Here is a 13394-nt window from a genome sequence, read left to right as displayed (position 1 = left end):
GTGTCCCAGTCGCCATGATCAGGAGCGGAATGACAGCTTCAGTTCGCCAATGTCCGTTTCATTGTGGTGACTTGCAGGCCTGGAATGACCGTTTTGCCCTCGACTTCGTGAGCAAACTCACACATGGATCACCGCTAGTTGGCGGCTTCCGCCGGGAATTCGATGTTTAGCCTGACGCTTTACAAGAGGGAAGTCTCTGCCAACCCACACACGACGGGGTCCACTGCAACCGTGAAGACGACGATGATGTTCCGCAACATAGCCAACCCCCGGCGCACCACCCTCGCCCACCTCAAGGACGCCGAGGAACTGCAGACCCCCGAACTCCCCGAGCACTCCCTCGACCTCCCCGCCCAGACCGCCAACCCGCGGCGCACCATCCTCACGGAGATCCCGGCCACGACCTCGGTCGGCGAGTAGCCGAGCAGCCGCGTAGCCGTCAGTACGGGTCACGGCCGCCGTTCACTCGGTCACCCGGTCACCGGGTCGTTTTCACGGCGGCCACCCCTTACCGCGTTAGCCTGGAGCGTCAGACTCCAGCCGGCTCAGTGAGGGGCGCAAGGATCCCGTGCGCATCGCCAGGTTCTCCATCGACGGGAACGTCGCCTTCGGCGCCGTCGAGGGCGACAAGCAGGACGAACTCGTCCTCGACATCATCAAGGGCATTCCGTTCACGGACTTCGAGCTCTCCGGCACGAAGGTCCCGCTGAACAAGGTACGGCTGCTCCCGCCGGTGCTCCCGAACAAGGTCGTCGCCTACGGCCGCAACTACGCGGAGCACGCGAGGGAGCTGGGCAACGAGGTCCCGGACGCCCCCTTCGCCTTCTTCAAGCCGTCCACCTCGGTGATCGGCTCCGGCGACGAGATCCAGTACCCCTCGTTCTCCCAGGACCTCCACCACGAGGCCGAACTGGCCGTGGTCATCGGCCGCATGTGCCGCGAGGTCCCGCGCGAGCGCGTCCAGGACGTCATCCTCGGCTACACCTGCGCCAACGACGTCACCGCCCGCGACGTCCAGAAGCGCGAGAAGCAGTGGGCCCGGGCCAAGGGCTTCGACACCTCCTGCCCGCTCGGCCCCTGGGTGGAGACCGACCTGGACCTCGCCACCGCGTCCGACCTGACGATCCAGCTCACGGTCAACGGCGAACAGCGCCAGCTGGGCCGGACCAGCGAGATGATCCATCCCATCGCGGACCTGATCGTCAACATCACCGAGGCCATGACGCTGCTCCCCGGCGACGTGATCCTCACCGGCACCCCGGCAGGGGTAGGCCCCCTCAACGTCGGCGACGAGGTCGCCGTCACCATCGAAGGCATCGGCACTCTCACCAACAAGGTTGTCAAGCGTGGCTAGCGCACCCGGCTCCCCCGTCCGCGTCCGTTTCTGTCCCTCGCCCACCGGTAACCCCCATGTGGGCCTGGTCCGCACCGCCCTGTTCAACTGGGCGTTCGCCCGGCACCACCAGGGCACGCTGGTCTTCCGCATCGAGGACACCGACGTGGCCCGCGACTCCGAGGAGTCGTACAACCAGCTGCTCGATGCGATGCGCTGGCTGGGCTTCGACTGGGACGAGGGCCCCGAGATCGGCGGCCCGCACGCGCCGTACCGCCAGTCGCAGCGCATGGACCTGTACAAGGACGTCGCCCAGAAGCTGCTCGACGCGGGCCACGCCTACCACTGCTACTGCTCCCAGGAGGAGCTGGACACCCGCCGCGAGGCCGCCCGCGCGGCCGGCCGTCCGTCCGGCTACGACGGCCACTGCCGCGACCTCACCGCGGAGCAGGTCGAGGAGTACAAGGCCCAGGGCCGCGCCCCGATCGTCCGCTTCCGGATGCCCGACGAGACGATCACCTTCACGGACCTGGTCCGCGGCGAGCTGACCTTCACCCCGGAGAACGTCCCGGACTACGGCATCGTCCGCGCGAACGGCGCCCCGCTGTACACGCTCGTCAACCCGGTCGACGACGCCCTGATGGAGATCACCCACGTCCTGCGCGGCGAGGACCTGCTCTCCTCCACCCCGCGCCAGATCGCTCTCTACAAGGCGCTGACCGAGCTCGGCATCGCCCGGCAGATCCCGGCCTTCGGCCACCTCCCCTACGTCATGGGAGAGGGCAACAAGAAGCTCTCCAAGCGCGACCCGGAGTCCTCGCTCAACCTCTACCGCGAGCGCGGCTTCCTCCCCGAGGGCCTGCTGAACTACCTGTCGCTGCTCGGCTGGTCGTTCTCCGCGGACCAGGACATCTTCTCGATCGAGGAGATGGTGGCCGCCTTCGAGATCTCCGACGTGAACCCCAACCCGGCCCGCTTCGACCTGAAGAAGTGCGAGGCGATCAACGCCGACCACATCCGCCTGCTGGAGGTGAAGGACTTCACGGAGCGCTGTGCCCCCTGGCTGAAGGCCCCCTTCGCCCCCTGGGACCCGGCGGACTTCGACGAGTCCAAGTGGCACGCGATCGCCCCGCACGCCCAGACCCGCCTGAAGGTCCTGTCGGAGATCACCGACAACGTCGACTTCCTGTTCCTGCCCGAGCCGGTCTCCGACGAGGCGTCGTGGACGAAGGCGATGAAGGAGGGCAGCGACGCCCTGCTGGCCACGGCCCGGGAGAAGCTGGAGTCGGCCGACTGGACCTCTCCGGAGTCCCTGAAGGAGGCCGTGCTGGCCGCGGGCGAGGCCCACGGCCTCAAGCTCGGCAAGGCCCAGGCTCCGGTCCGGGTGGCCGTCACCGGCCGCACGGTCGGCCTGCCGCTCTTCGAGTCCCTGGAGATCCTGGGCAAGGAGAAGACCCTGGCCAGGATCGACGCGGCGCTGGCGAAGCTGAGCGCGTAGGCACGCGCGCGTGAGGGGCGGCCCCGGTTCATCGCGGGGCCGCCCCTTCGTCGTACCGGGCGGGTGCCCCCTCTCTGCTCGGATACCTGTAACGACTTGCTGTCCAGCCGCAACTGGTACTGGGGGAGCGAGGCGTTCACCAACATCGCCGGCGAGACGTTCCACCGACTGGTCAGCAGGGCCAACGGCGACTGCCTCACCACCGACCAGAAGACCGCGACGAATGCGGTGCGGACGAGCCCCTGCGGCGGCAGTACCGGGCAGTGGTGGGACTACGGGGAGGCGCTGACGAACTACGACAGCGACATGCTCCGCACTTCCTCCAACGGCGATGCCGTGTACAGCAGCCCGTACAGCGTCGTGGACCAGTACGGCATCGAGCCCGGCCGCTTCACCTGGTGGGGTGTCCACGCCTGACCTGTTCCGCCGAGGTGCCCGTCCGGCGCGCGTTATCGTCTGGTCATGACCATTCGTGCCGTGATCTGGGACGTTGACGACACGCTCTTCGACTACACGAGTGCGGATCGCGAGGGCATGCGCGCCCACCTGGCGGCCGAGGGCCTGTTCGCCGGAGACGAGACTCGCGAGCAGGCCCTCACGCGTTGGCGGGAGATCACCGACCAGCAGTGGGCGCGGGTCTCGGCGGGTGAGCTCTCCTTCGAGGACCAGCGCCGCGACCGGGTCCGGATGTTCCTGGAGGCGGAGCTGACCGACGCCGAGGCCGACGACTGGTTCCGCCGGTACCGGACACACTATGAGGCCGTCTGGGCCCTCTTCCCGGACGTCCTGCCCGCCCTGGACGCCCTCGCGGCGGGCTACCGGCACGCCGTGCTCTCCAACTCCAGCCTGCACGTCCAGGACCACAAGCTGCGCACGCTCGGCGTCCACGACCGCTTCGAGGCCATCCTCTGCGCCGTCGAACTGGGCGTCTCCAAGCCCGCCGCCGGCGCCTTCCTGGCGGCCTGCGCCGCGCTGGAACTCGCCCCGCACGAGGTCGCGTACGTCGGTGACCACCCGGAGATCGACGGACGTGGCGCCGCCGACGCCGGGCTGCTGTCGGTGTGGATCGACCGCCACGGAGCGTCGACCAGGGGCGACGCGTCCGCCGGACCGCACCGGATCGCGTCCCTCGCCGAACTGCCCGCGATCCTCCGCGCCGATACCCGTTTTGGAGCCCCGTCCACCTTCAGGTAATGTTCTTCCTGCGCCGCCGGGGAGCGGGCCGAAAGGCCGGAACCGGAGGCGCGAAACTAGAACAAGATCCCCTCAGGGGCTTGCGTTCCAGTGGCCTATGGTGTAATTGGCAGCACGACTGATTCTGGTTCAGTTAGTCTTGGTTCGAGTCCAGGTAGGCCAGCTCGCAGAGCTCATCTGCACGCGCGGATCACATCCGCAAGCCCCCGTTGTGTAGCGGCCTAGCACGCTGCCCTCTCAAGGCAGTAGCGCCGGTTCGAATCCGGTCGGGGGTACGGTGATCGAAGGATCGCTAGGGCCCCCGTTGTGTAGCGGCCTAGCACGCTGCCCTCTCAAGGCGGTAGCGCCGGTTCGAATCCGGTCGGGGGTACGAACTGGTCTAAACCATCATTGGTCTATGGTGTAATTGGCAGCACGACTGATTCTGGTTCAGTTAGTCTTGGTTCGAGTCCAGGTAGACCAGCTCGGATCTGCGGCGTTGTACATTAAACGCGCGTAAGATCCACGCCCCCGTTGTGTAGCGGCCTAGCACGCCGCCCTCTCAAGGCGGTAGCGCCGGTTCGAATCCGGTCGGGGGTACAGGGGAAAAAGAGCGAGGCCCCTCACTTCGGTGAGGGGCCTTCGTCGTACCGCCGCATGTCGTGCGGCTCACTCGAAGCCGTAGCGGCGGGCCGTCTCCTCCTCCTGGGCCAGCCGGTGCAGCGCCTGGAGCATCGGCTCCACCAGGACCGCGCTGGCCACCGCGACCTCTGCCTTCTCCTCCTCCGACGGATGCGTCTCCAGGAAATCCAGGTCGGTGATGGCCGCCTGGTGCATCAACTTCGCGTGCGACACGAGGAGTTCGGCGCCCCAGTCGTAACCGAGCCGGCGGAACGCGGCCACCGCGACCACCAGCTGGCGGTACGCGGGGGAGATGGTCGTGAGCTGCTTGGCGTTTTCCCAGCCGAGGACGTCCAGCAGCGTGCCGACCTCCCGGTGCGCGTTCCGCACGAACTCGTCCTCCTCGTCCGGCTCCGGAACCTGCGGCAGCGCCCACAGGGCGGCGCCCACCCTGATCGTGCGGCCCAGCGAGGCGTCATCGACATGCCCGAGCACCTCGCGGACCGTCGCGACGGGGATCCGGCCTACCTGGATCATCGCGCGGACCAGGCGGAGCCGGCGCAGATGCTCCTCGTCGTACTCCGCGGTGGTGGCGTTGACCTGGCGGCCCGGCGGCAACAGGCCTTCACGCAGGTAGTACTTGATCGTCGCGGCGGACACACCGCTGCGCTCGCTCAGCTGGGCAAGCCGCATGTCTTGCGCCCTTCCTTGGTAAGTGCCACTATCCAAGCATCGAAGAGAAGGATAGTGCCGCTATCCTATGAGGATCCGGGGGTGTCGTCATGTTCGCCAAACCGATTCCGGGCCGTACGACCGCGGCTCGTGAGGGTGACGCGGTGGTCCTGCTGATCGGCATGCGCGTCAATCACTTCTGGGCGGTCCACCAGTGGCTGCCGGTCGCGCTGTCGATGTTCCGCATGCTGCGGGAGCTCGAACGGGACTCCGGCCGGGGGCTGCTGGGGCGCGTCCTGCTGACGGCCTCACCGCGGACGTACTACGTCGTCCAGTACTGGGAGTCGAAGGAGAAGCTGTACGCGTACGCGAGCTCGCCGGAGACGCTGCATCACAGGATGTGGAGCATCGTCAACCGCAAGGAGCGCGCGGGGAAGGTCCGCGGCCATGTGGGCCTGTGGCACGAGACGTACGTGGCGCCCGAGGGCGGGTACGAGTCGATCTACTTCGACATGCCGGAGTTCGGCCTGGGCGCGGCGAGCGGGGTGGTGCCGCTGGAGCGCCGGGGGCGCTACGCGAAGGACCGGTTCGCTCACAGGAGCGCCCCGTAAGGGGCGCGGGGAACTGCGCGACCAGCCACGACGGCGTCGCTGACGGCCGGCGGCCGGGGGTGGCACATGCTCCGCCGTGGGGGCTGCGGCCACTGGGCGGCTGTGGGCAGTGTGTGGCTGGCCGCGCCCGCGCGGCGGTAGCCGTACATGGATACAGCCCCCGCGCCCCTGAGTCGCCTCGGTCCCGTCGGGAGGAGCCTGCCGCGGCGTTGAGGCCGGCCTCTCCTCGGCGGGAGTGTTCGTATCGCTCCTCAGCCCGTGCGGCGCAGCGCCTCGGAGAGGCGGCCCGCCGCGTCGATGACCGCCTGGGCGTGCATGCGGCCCGGGTGGCGGGTCAGCCGCTCGATCGGTCCGGACACGGACACCGCCGCCACCACCCGGTTGGAAGGACCTCGCACCGGCGCCGACACCGACGCGACTCCCGGCTCGCGCTCGCCGATGGACTGGGCCCACCCGCGACGGCGGACACCCGACAGGGCCGTCGCCGTGAAACGCGCGCCCTGGAGGCCACGGTGCAGGCGCTCCGGCTCCTCCCACGCCATCAGGATCTGCGCGGAGGAACCCGCCTTCATCGTCAGCGTCGAGCCGACCGGGACCGTGTCCCGAAGGCCGGACAGACGTTCCGCCGCGGCCACACAGATCCGCATGTCACCCTGGCGGCGATAGAGCTGCGCGCTCTCGCCGGTGATGTCCCGGAGGTGCGTGAGCACCGGGCCCGCCGTCGCGAGCAGGCGGTCCTCGCCGGCCGCCGCGGCCAGTTCCGCGAGTCGGGGACCGAGAATGAAACGGCCCTGCATGTCGCGTGCCACCATGCGGTGGTGTTCCAGAGCCACGGCCAGCCGGTGAGCCGTGGGTCGTGCCAGTCCGGTGGCCCCGACCAGACCCGCGAGGGTGGCCGGACCGGACTCCAGAGCGCTCAGGACAAGGGCCGCCTTGTCCAGAACGCCGACGCCGCTACTGTTGTCCATGCAACGATACTCACGTCTCACTCTGTGAAACGCAAGTTCAATTTTCGGTGGAACGCGCCACTCTGGAGAGACACAGTGGCCCGCGGACCAACGGGCCCGGCGGCGGACGCCCGGAACCACGACTTCAGGGGCCCGGAGAACGGGCAGCCGCTACCTCAAGATCTCTAGTTGGGCCGGTGCACGTCTGCCGGCCGGAGGGAAAGCGATGGGTAGGACACTCGCGGAGAAGGTCTGGGACGACCACGTCGTCCGGCGCGCCGAGGGCGAGCCCGACCTCCTCTTCATCGATCTGCACCTGCTGCACGAGGTGACCAGCCCGCAGGCCTTCGACGGGCTGCGCCAGAACGGCCGCCAGGTGCGCCGCCTCGACCTCACCATCGCGACCGAGGATCACAACACCCCCACCCTCGACATCGACAAGCCCATCGCCGACCCGGTCTCCCGGGTCCAGCTGGAGACGCTGCGCAAGAACTGCGCCGACTTCGGCGTCCGGCTGCACCCGCTGGGCGACGTCGAGCAGGGTGTCGTGCACGTCGTAGGTCCGCAGCTGGGTCTGACCCAGCCCGGCACGACCGTCGTCTGCGGTGACTCGCACACCTCCACCCACGGCGCCTTCGGCGCGCTCGCGTTCGGTATCGGCACCTCCCAGGTGGAGCATGTGCTGGCCACCCAGACGCTGCCGCTGGCCCGCCCGAAGACCATGGCCATCACGGTCGACGGCGAGCTGCCCGACGGCGTCACCGCCAAGGACCTGATCCTGGCGATCATCGCCAAGATCGGTACCGGCGGCGGCCAGGGCTACATCCTGGAATACCGCGGCTCCGCCATCGAGAAGCTCTCGATGGAGGCCCGCATGACCATCTGCAACATGTCGATCGAGGCCGGCGCCCGCGCGGGCATGATCGCCCCGGACGAGACCACCTTCGCGTACATCAAGGGCCGCGCCCACGCCCCCGAGGGCGCCGACTGGGACGCGGCGGTCGAGTACTGGAAGACCCTGAGGACGGACGAGGACGCGGTCTTCGACGCCGAGGTGCACATCGACGCCGCCGCCCTCTCGCCGTTCGTCACCTGGGGCACCAACCCCGGCCAGGGCGCACCGCTTTCGGCGGACGTCCCCGACCCGTCTTCGTACGAAGACGCTTCGGAGCGCCTCGCCGCCGAAAAGGCCCTGGAGTACATGGGGTTGGACGCCGGACAGTCGCTGCGCTCCATCAAGGTGGACACCGTCTTCGTAGGCTCCTGCACCAACGGCCGCATCGAGGACCTGCGCGCCGCCGCCGCGATCGTCGAGGGCCGCAAAGTCGCCGACGGCGTACGGATGCTGGTCGTCCCCGGGTCCGCGCGGGTCGGTCTGCAGGCCGTCTCCGAGGGCCTGGACGTCGTCTTCAAGGAGGCCGGCGCCGAATGGCGGCACGCGGGCTGCTCGATGTGCCTCGGCATGAACCCGGACCAGCTGGCCCCGGGGGAGCGCTCCGCGTCCACCTCCAACCGCAACTTCGAGGGCCGGCAGGGCAAGGGCGGCCGTACCCACCTGGTGTCGCCGCAGGTCGCAGCCGCCACGGCCGTCCTGGGCCACCTGGCCTCGCCCGCCGACCTGTCCGACGCCGACGTTCGTACGCCCGCTGGAGTCTGATCAGCCATGGAAGCATTCACCACGCACACCGGCCGGGCCGTTCCGCTGCGCCGCTCCAACGTCGACACCGACCAGATCATCCCTGCTCACTGGCTCAAGAAGGTCACCCGGGACGGCTTCGAGGACGGGCTGTTCGAGGCCTGGCGCAAAGATCCCGAGTTCGTGCTCAACCGGCCCGAGCGGCAGGGGGCGACCGTCCTGGTGGCCGGCCCCGACTTCGGCACCGGCTCCTCCCGTGAGCACGCCGTCTGGGCGCTGCAGAACTACGGCTTCAAGGCCGTCATCTCGTCCCGCTTCGCCGACATCTTCCGGGGCAACTCGCTGAAGAACGGCCTGCTCACGGTGGTTCTGGAGCAGAAGATCGTGGAAGCGCTCCAAGAGCTCACCGAGAACGACCCGCAGGCCGAGATCACCGTCGACCTGGAGAACCGCGAGGTGCGCGCAGAGGGCGTCACCGCCTCCTTCGAGCTGGACGAGAACTCCCGCTGGCGGCTGCTGAACGGGCTGGACGACATCTCCATCACCCTCCAGAACGAGGCCGACATCGCCGCGTACGAGGCCAAGCGGCCGTCGTACAAGCCGCGGACGCTCCAGGCCTGATCCGGAGCCTGCTTCCGGCCTGATCGCCCACATCTGAATACGGCTGGTTTCAGCCACCGCCATGCCCCGCCTGTACCCCCGATCGCCACGATTGGGGGTACAGCCATGTCTGCACCCGAACGGACGCTCGCGTTGTCGCAGGTCTTGCCAACTTCCCACGTTAGGAAGGATGTTGTGGGGGTACGTGAGTGCTGTGTCGGTGGCTTCCGCAAGTGCCCGGAAGGCCATTTGAGGCGGCAGTTGCCCCCTGCGCAGGCGACAACTCGCCCCAGATGGCACAATCTGTGCATGGAACACGACGGCCAACTCCAGCTCTATGCGGCGGTCGCGGGCCAACTGAAGGAAGCGCACACAAGAGTGCGCGCACTGCAAGTCCCGGAGGGCGTACGGATGGCGCTGACCCGGAAGCTGCTGGTCATTACGGCCGCGGCCAAGCACGACCTCGCCGACGCGGCAAGGCGGCTGGAACGGTTCAACACGGACCTCGACGCGGGTCGATTCCCCGAAGAGGACCGCTGACTGGACCGTCCTGGACGACCGAATCCGTTGCGGCACAAGGGTGATAAGCCCGTTTCGTGTTTGATTTGCGGTATATATCTGCCTAACGTGCGAAAAAGCTTGAACACTTTCGTTCTGGCGATGTCTCCGAAGGGGAAGACGTGAACAAGGCGCAGCTCGTAGAAGCGATTGCCGACAAGATGGGCGGCCGCCAGCAGGCGGCCGAGGCCGTCGACGCGGTCCTGGACGCCATCGTCCGTGCGACCGTCGCGGGTGACCGGGTCTCGGTCACGGGCTTCGGGTCCTTCGAGAAGGTGGACCGTCCGGCCCGTTACGCCCGCAACCCCCAGACGGGCGAGCGGGTTCGGGTCAAGAAGACCTCCGTGCCGCGCTTCCGTGCCGGTCAGGGCTTCAAGGACCTGGTGAGCGGCTCGAAGAAGCTGCCGCGTGGCGGTGAGGTCGCGGTCAAGAAGGCGCCCAAGGGCAGCTTGACCGGCGGCGCTTCGGCGACGGTCAAGAAGGCGGCGGCGAAGAAGAGCACCGCCAAGAAGGTGACCGCGAAGAAGGCCACCGCGAAGAAGTCGACGGCCACCGCGAAGAAGACGACGGCCACCGCCAAGAAGACCACGGCGAAGAAGACGACCGCGAAGACGGCCACGGCCAAGAAGACGGCCGCGAAGAAGGCTCCGGCCAAGAAGGTCACCGCCAAGAAGGCGCCGGCCAAGAAGTCGACGGCGCGGAAGGCCACCGCCAAGAAGACGGCTGCGCGCTAGGCAGCGGGGCCTCGGGGTACTCACGCGACGGGCCGGACTCCTGGGGGAGTCCGGCCCGCGGTGTGTCTGGCGTGCCAAGGGTTTCGGGTGCCGCACGGTGAGGGCTGGTCACGCCCGTGCGGCGGTGACCGCACGTCGATACAGCCCCGCCCCTGACGGGGCGCTTGCCCTCAGAACGTCTGAAGAGTCACCAGCGTGACGCGAAGGTCGGCTCCGCTTCCCTCGGTCTCGATCCGGACCCGTTGACCCGGCCTGAGCAGGCGTAGCCCGCCCGCCTCGAAAGCCGCCCCGTCGAAAGGCACCGGAGTCCCGTCGTCCAGCAGTACCTGGCCGCTTCTGCTGTCGGGGTCGTACGTGTATGCGGTCGCCTGCATGAACGCAGCCTACTGGTCCGGGATCAGCAGCCGCGCTGCCACCGCCGCCGTGCGCGGGCCCACGCCCAGGGCCAGGGCCGTGCGCAGGTCCGCGCCGGTGTCCACGTCCTGGCGTACCGACTCCACGTCGGCCAGTCGCAGTTCCGCAGCGCCCGAGGCGGTGTGGCGGGCGCGGGAATCCGGCCCGAATGCGGGCGCCAATTCATTGCCGGGGGTCGCGGCCAGCAGGGTGGTGCCGATATCCGCCGCGTCCGGGAGAAAAGCGCGCGGGAATTCCGCGGCCGCGTCGAGCACCCGGGACAATTCCAGCGGACGCAACGCCGGCAGATCGGCGTTCAGGGCCGCCACCGCGCTTTCCGGACGCGACGCGCGTACGACCGCCGCGCCGTGCCGCAGAGCGGCGTTCAGGCCACCTCCGGGCGTGTCCGGGAGGATCCGCGCGCCCAGCGCCGAGAGTTCGCGCCCGGCCAGCGTGTCGTCCGTGACGACCGCCACATCCTTCACCGCCTGGCAGGCCAGCGCCGCGGCCACCGTGTCCTGGGCGAAGGCGAGGGCCAGTCCCGGACGCAAACCGTCCGTCGCGGTGTCCGCGAGCCTGCTCTTGGCTCGCGCCAGGGGCTTGAGGGGTATCACCAAGGTCCACTGCACCGACGTACCGTCCCTCCCTTGTTGCCTCATTGTCACCCGGGCCCCGAGGCAGGCGCGGCAGCGAGGCGTACGGTGTTCCTCGACAGACCGGCGGACCGGGGCGACACTTCTCCCGGCCCCCGGTCCAGGAGAAGAAGTCCCGGGGTCCGGGAAGAAGTCCTAGAGGAAGGTGTGCGCGTGCCCCGCCGGAGAATCGGCTTCTGGTACCGCTTCGCTGCGGTGCTCTGCAAACCGCCGCTGGTGGTCCTGATCAAGCGGGACTGGCGTGGAATGGAGAACATTCCGGCCGAGGGCGGATTTATCACCGCGGTGAACCACAATTCCCACATCGACCCCTTCGCCTACGCGCACTATCAGTACAACACCGGGCGCGTTCCGAGATTCCTGGCGAAGAGCGGGCTTTTCAAGAAGGGATTCGTCGGCGCCGCCATGCGGGGCACCGGCCAGATCCCCGTCTACCGCGAGTCCACCGACGCCCTCAGCGCCTTCCGGGCCGCGATCGACGCCGTGGAACGCGGCGAGTGCGTGGCTTTCTACCCTGAGGGAACGATCACCCGCGACCCGGACCAGTGGCCCATGACCGCCAAGACCGGTGCCGCCCGGGTCGCCCTGCAGACCAAGTGCCCGGTGATCCCGGTCGCCCAGTGGGGCGCCAACGAACTGCTGCCGCCGTACGCGAAGAAGCCCAAGCTGCTGCCTCGCAAGACCCACCACGTCCTCGCCGGACCGCCGGTCGATCTCTCGCGCTTCTACGACAAGGACATGACCCAGGACGTCCTGAAGGAGGCGACCGAGGTCATCATGGCCGCCATCACCCGCCAGCTGGAGGAGATCCGCGGCGAGAAGGCCCCCCAGACCCCCTACGATCCACGCCAGGTGCGGATCGAGCAGCGGCGCCGGACGCGTGCGCAGAGCGGTCTGGAAGAGGAGAGCGGCAAGTGAGCATGCCTGCCAAGGCGGCGGTCTTCAGCGCGGGTTCGTGGGGTACGGCCTTCGGGATGGTGCTCGCCGACGCCGGGTGCGAGGTCACCCTGTGGGCGCGGCGGGCGGAGGTGGCCGAGGCCATCAACTCCGGCCGTACCAACCCCGACTACCTGCCCGGCGTGGAACTCCCCGAGAACCTGCGGGCCACGACCGACCCCGCCGAGGCCGCGGCCGCCGCCGACTTCACCGTCCTGTCGGTGCCGTCCCAGACCATGCGCACCGGCCTCGCCGAATGGGCGCCGCTGCTCGCGCCCCGCACCACCCTGGTGTCCCTCATGAAGGGCATCGAACTCGGCACCACCATGCGGATGAGCGAGGTCATCGCGGACGTCGCCAAGGTGAGCCACGACCGTATCGCGGTCGTCACCGGCCCCAACCTGGCCCGGGAGATCGCGGCCCGGATGCCGGCCGCCGCCGTGGTCGCCTGCACCGACGACACCGTCGCCCAGCGCCTCCAGGCCGCCTGCCACACGCCGTACTTCCGGCCCTACACCAACACCGACGTCATCGGCTGCGAACTCGGCGGCGCGGTCAAGAACGTCATCGGGCTCGCGGTCGGCATCGCCGACGGCATGGGGCTCGGCGACAACGCCAAGGGCTCGCTGATCACCCGCGGTCTCGCCGAGACCACCCGCCTCGGCGTCGCGCTCGGCGCCGACCCGCTGACCTTCTCCGGCCTGGCCGGCCTCGGCGACCTGGTGGCGACCTGCTCCTCGCCGCTGTCCCGCAACCACACCTTCGGCACCAACCTCGGCAAGGGCATGACCCTGGAGGAGACCATCGCGGTCACCCGGCAGACCGCCGAGGGCGTCAAGTCCTGTGAGTCCGTGGCGGATCTGGCCCGCCGGCACGGCGTGGAGATGCCGATCACCGAGACGGTGGTCGACATCGTGCACGAGGGCAAGCCGCCGGTGGTCGCCCTCAAGGAGCTGATGTCGCGCAGCGCGAAGCCCGAGCGACGCTGAGCGAACGCACCCCGCGGACGCTGTATCGGGGCCCTACCAC

At 68.8% G+C, this 13394-nt stretch carries 16 protein-coding genes and 5 tRNA genes; 17 read left to right on the top strand and 4 right to left on the bottom strand.

The window, feature by feature from the left end; translation table 11 throughout:
* Positions 1-231 precede the first annotated feature (231 nt).
* From AB0N16_RS35550 to AB0N16_RS35505, 10 genes are all read left to right on the top strand, one after another.
* Entirely contained in the window at positions 232-420 is a 189-nt protein-coding gene (locus tag AB0N16_RS35550) for a hypothetical protein (RefSeq protein ID WP_365804082.1), read from the top strand.
* A gap of 148 nt (positions 421-568) precedes the next feature.
* Positions 569-1354, top strand: a complete 786-nt coding sequence (locus AB0N16_RS35545; protein ID WP_365804080.1) for a fumarylacetoacetate hydrolase family protein — start codon at positions 569-571, stop codon at positions 1352-1354.
* Positions 1347-2831 carry a glutamate--tRNA ligase gene (gltX, locus tag AB0N16_RS35540; protein WP_365804078.1) on the top strand — a complete coding sequence of 495 codons (1485 nt, stop codon included), beginning with the start codon at positions 1347-1349 and terminating at the stop codon, positions 2829-2831. Before AB0N16_RS35545 ends, gltX begins: the two co-directional genes overlap by 8 nt.
* Before the next feature lie 96 nt (positions 2832-2927).
* Positions 2928-3248, top strand: a complete 321-nt coding sequence (locus AB0N16_RS35535) for a hypothetical protein (RefSeq protein WP_365804076.1) — start codon at positions 2928-2930, stop codon at positions 3246-3248.
* A 45-nt stretch (positions 3249-3293) separates the two neighbouring features.
* Positions 3294-4025 carry an HAD family hydrolase gene (locus AB0N16_RS35530; RefSeq protein ID WP_365804074.1) on the top strand — a complete coding sequence of 244 codons (732 nt, stop codon included), beginning with the start codon at positions 3294-3296 and terminating at the stop codon, positions 4023-4025.
* A gap of 91 nt (positions 4026-4116) precedes the next feature.
* Positions 4117-4188, top strand: a tRNA-Gln gene (locus tag AB0N16_RS35525).
* Between the two features lie 39 nt (positions 4189-4227).
* A tRNA-Glu gene (locus tag AB0N16_RS35520) sits at positions 4228-4300 on the top strand.
* A 22-nt stretch (positions 4301-4322) separates the two neighbouring features.
* Positions 4323-4395: transfer RNA gene (locus AB0N16_RS35515), tRNA-Glu, on the top strand.
* A gap of 21 nt (positions 4396-4416) precedes the next feature.
* A tRNA-Gln gene (locus tag AB0N16_RS35510) sits at positions 4417-4488 on the top strand.
* Between the two features lie 43 nt (positions 4489-4531).
* Positions 4532-4604 (top strand) — tRNA-Glu (locus AB0N16_RS35505).
* A 69-nt stretch (positions 4605-4673) separates the two neighbouring features.
* On the opposite strand, the gene AB0N16_RS35500 is transcribed toward AB0N16_RS35505, so the two are convergent.
* Positions 4674-5318 carry a MerR family transcriptional regulator gene (locus AB0N16_RS35500; protein ID WP_365804072.1) on the bottom strand — a complete coding sequence of 215 codons (645 nt, stop codon included), beginning with the start codon at positions 5316-5318 and terminating at the stop codon, positions 4674-4676.
* Positions 5319-5407: 89 nt separating this feature from the next.
* Here AB0N16_RS35500 and AB0N16_RS35495 point away from each other — a divergent pair, with 89 nt between their 5' ends.
* Positions 5408-5908, top strand: a complete 501-nt coding sequence (locus tag AB0N16_RS35495) for a DUF4188 domain-containing protein (protein ID WP_365804070.1) — start codon at positions 5408-5410, stop codon at positions 5906-5908.
* A 251-nt stretch (positions 5909-6159) separates the two neighbouring features.
* Here the strand turns inward: AB0N16_RS35495 and ndgR are convergent, their stop codons facing one another.
* Positions 6160-6876 carry an IclR family transcriptional regulator NdgR gene (gene ndgR, locus AB0N16_RS35490; protein ID WP_003993203.1) on the bottom strand — a complete coding sequence of 239 codons (717 nt, stop codon included), beginning with the start codon at positions 6874-6876 and terminating at the stop codon, positions 6160-6162.
* A 205-nt stretch (positions 6877-7081) separates the two neighbouring features.
* Between ndgR and leuC the strand changes: the two genes are divergently transcribed.
* The 4 genes from leuC (at position 7082) to AB0N16_RS35470 (ending at position 10383) form a co-directional block, all read left to right on the top strand.
* Complete coding sequence (leuC, locus tag AB0N16_RS35485) at positions 7082-8512, top strand: 3-isopropylmalate dehydratase large subunit (RefSeq protein ID WP_365804067.1); 1431 nt, start codon at positions 7082-7084, stop codon at positions 8510-8512.
* A gap of 6 nt (positions 8513-8518) precedes the next feature.
* Complete coding sequence (gene leuD / locus AB0N16_RS35480) at positions 8519-9112, top strand: 3-isopropylmalate dehydratase small subunit (RefSeq protein WP_365804065.1); 594 nt, start codon at positions 8519-8521, stop codon at positions 9110-9112.
* Between the two features lie 288 nt (positions 9113-9400).
* A complete protein-coding gene (locus AB0N16_RS35475; RefSeq protein ID WP_362572053.1) occupies positions 9401-9631 on the top strand; it encodes a hypothetical protein in 231 nt (76 codons plus the stop codon).
* A gap of 140 nt (positions 9632-9771) precedes the next feature.
* On the top strand, positions 9772-10383 hold the full coding sequence (locus AB0N16_RS35470; RefSeq protein WP_365804063.1) for an HU family DNA-binding protein: 612 nt from the start codon (positions 9772-9774) through the stop codon (positions 10381-10383).
* A 170-nt stretch (positions 10384-10553) separates the two neighbouring features.
* Here AB0N16_RS35470 and AB0N16_RS35465 read toward each other — a convergent pair whose 3' ends face one another.
* Together AB0N16_RS35465 and cofC are read right to left on the bottom strand one after the other, a co-directional pair.
* Complete coding sequence (locus AB0N16_RS35465) at positions 10554-10757, bottom strand: hypothetical protein (RefSeq protein ID WP_365804061.1); 204 nt, start codon at positions 10755-10757, stop codon at positions 10554-10556.
* Positions 10758-10766: 9 nt separating this feature from the next.
* A complete protein-coding gene (cofC, locus tag AB0N16_RS35460; protein ID WP_365804059.1) occupies positions 10767-11405 on the bottom strand; it encodes a 2-phospho-L-lactate guanylyltransferase in 639 nt (212 codons plus the stop codon).
* 177 nt (positions 11406-11582) lie between these two features.
* Here cofC and AB0N16_RS35455 point away from each other — a divergent pair, with 177 nt between their 5' ends.
* Together AB0N16_RS35455 and AB0N16_RS35450 are read left to right on the top strand one after the other, a co-directional pair.
* Positions 11583-12347, top strand: coding sequence for a 1-acyl-sn-glycerol-3-phosphate acyltransferase (locus AB0N16_RS35455; protein ID WP_365804057.1), 765 nt, complete (start codon positions 11583-11585; stop codon positions 12345-12347).
* A complete protein-coding gene (locus tag AB0N16_RS35450) occupies positions 12344-13354 on the top strand; it encodes an NAD(P)H-dependent glycerol-3-phosphate dehydrogenase (protein ID WP_365804055.1) in 1011 nt (336 codons plus the stop codon). The genes AB0N16_RS35455 and AB0N16_RS35450 overlap by 4 nt, the downstream gene beginning before the upstream one ends.
* Positions 13355-13394: the final 40 nt, after the last annotated feature.

It is taken from the genome of Streptomyces sp. NPDC051105 (assembly GCF_040682795.1).
Taxonomy (GTDB): Bacteria; Actinomycetota; Actinomycetes; order Streptomycetales; family Streptomycetaceae; genus Streptomyces.
Note: the sequence above shows the minus strand (reverse complement) of the source record. Positions and strands in the feature narration are given on the sequence as shown.

What these genes read in the sequence shown, in the direction of transcription:
- AB0N16_RS35465 (WP_365804061.1), bottom strand. Translation starts at nt 10,757, where the DNA reads ATGCAGGCGACCGCATACACGTACGACCCCGACAGCAGAAGCGGCCAG.
- AB0N16_RS35495 (WP_365804070.1), top strand. Translation starts at nt 5,408, where the DNA reads ATGTTCGCCAAACCGATTCCGGGCCGTACGACCGCGGCTCGTGAGGGT.
- ndgR (WP_003993203.1), bottom strand. Translation starts at nt 6,876, where the DNA reads ATGGACAACAGTAGCGGCGTCGGCGTTCTGGACAAGGCGGCCCTTGTC.
- leuD (WP_365804065.1), top strand. Translation starts at nt 8,519, where the DNA reads ATGGAAGCATTCACCACGCACACCGGCCGGGCCGTTCCGCTGCGCCGC.
- leuC (WP_365804067.1), top strand. Translation starts at nt 7,082, where the DNA reads ATGGGTAGGACACTCGCGGAGAAGGTCTGGGACGACCACGTCGTCCGG.
- AB0N16_RS35500 (WP_365804072.1), bottom strand. Translation starts at nt 5,318, where the DNA reads ATGCGGCTTGCCCAGCTGAGCGAGCGCAGCGGTGTGTCCGCCGCGACG.
- AB0N16_RS35475 (WP_362572053.1), top strand. Translation starts at nt 9,401, where the DNA reads ATGGAACACGACGGCCAACTCCAGCTCTATGCGGCGGTCGCGGGCCAA.
- AB0N16_RS35530 (WP_365804074.1), top strand. Translation starts at nt 3,294, where the DNA reads ATGACCATTCGTGCCGTGATCTGGGACGTTGACGACACGCTCTTCGAC.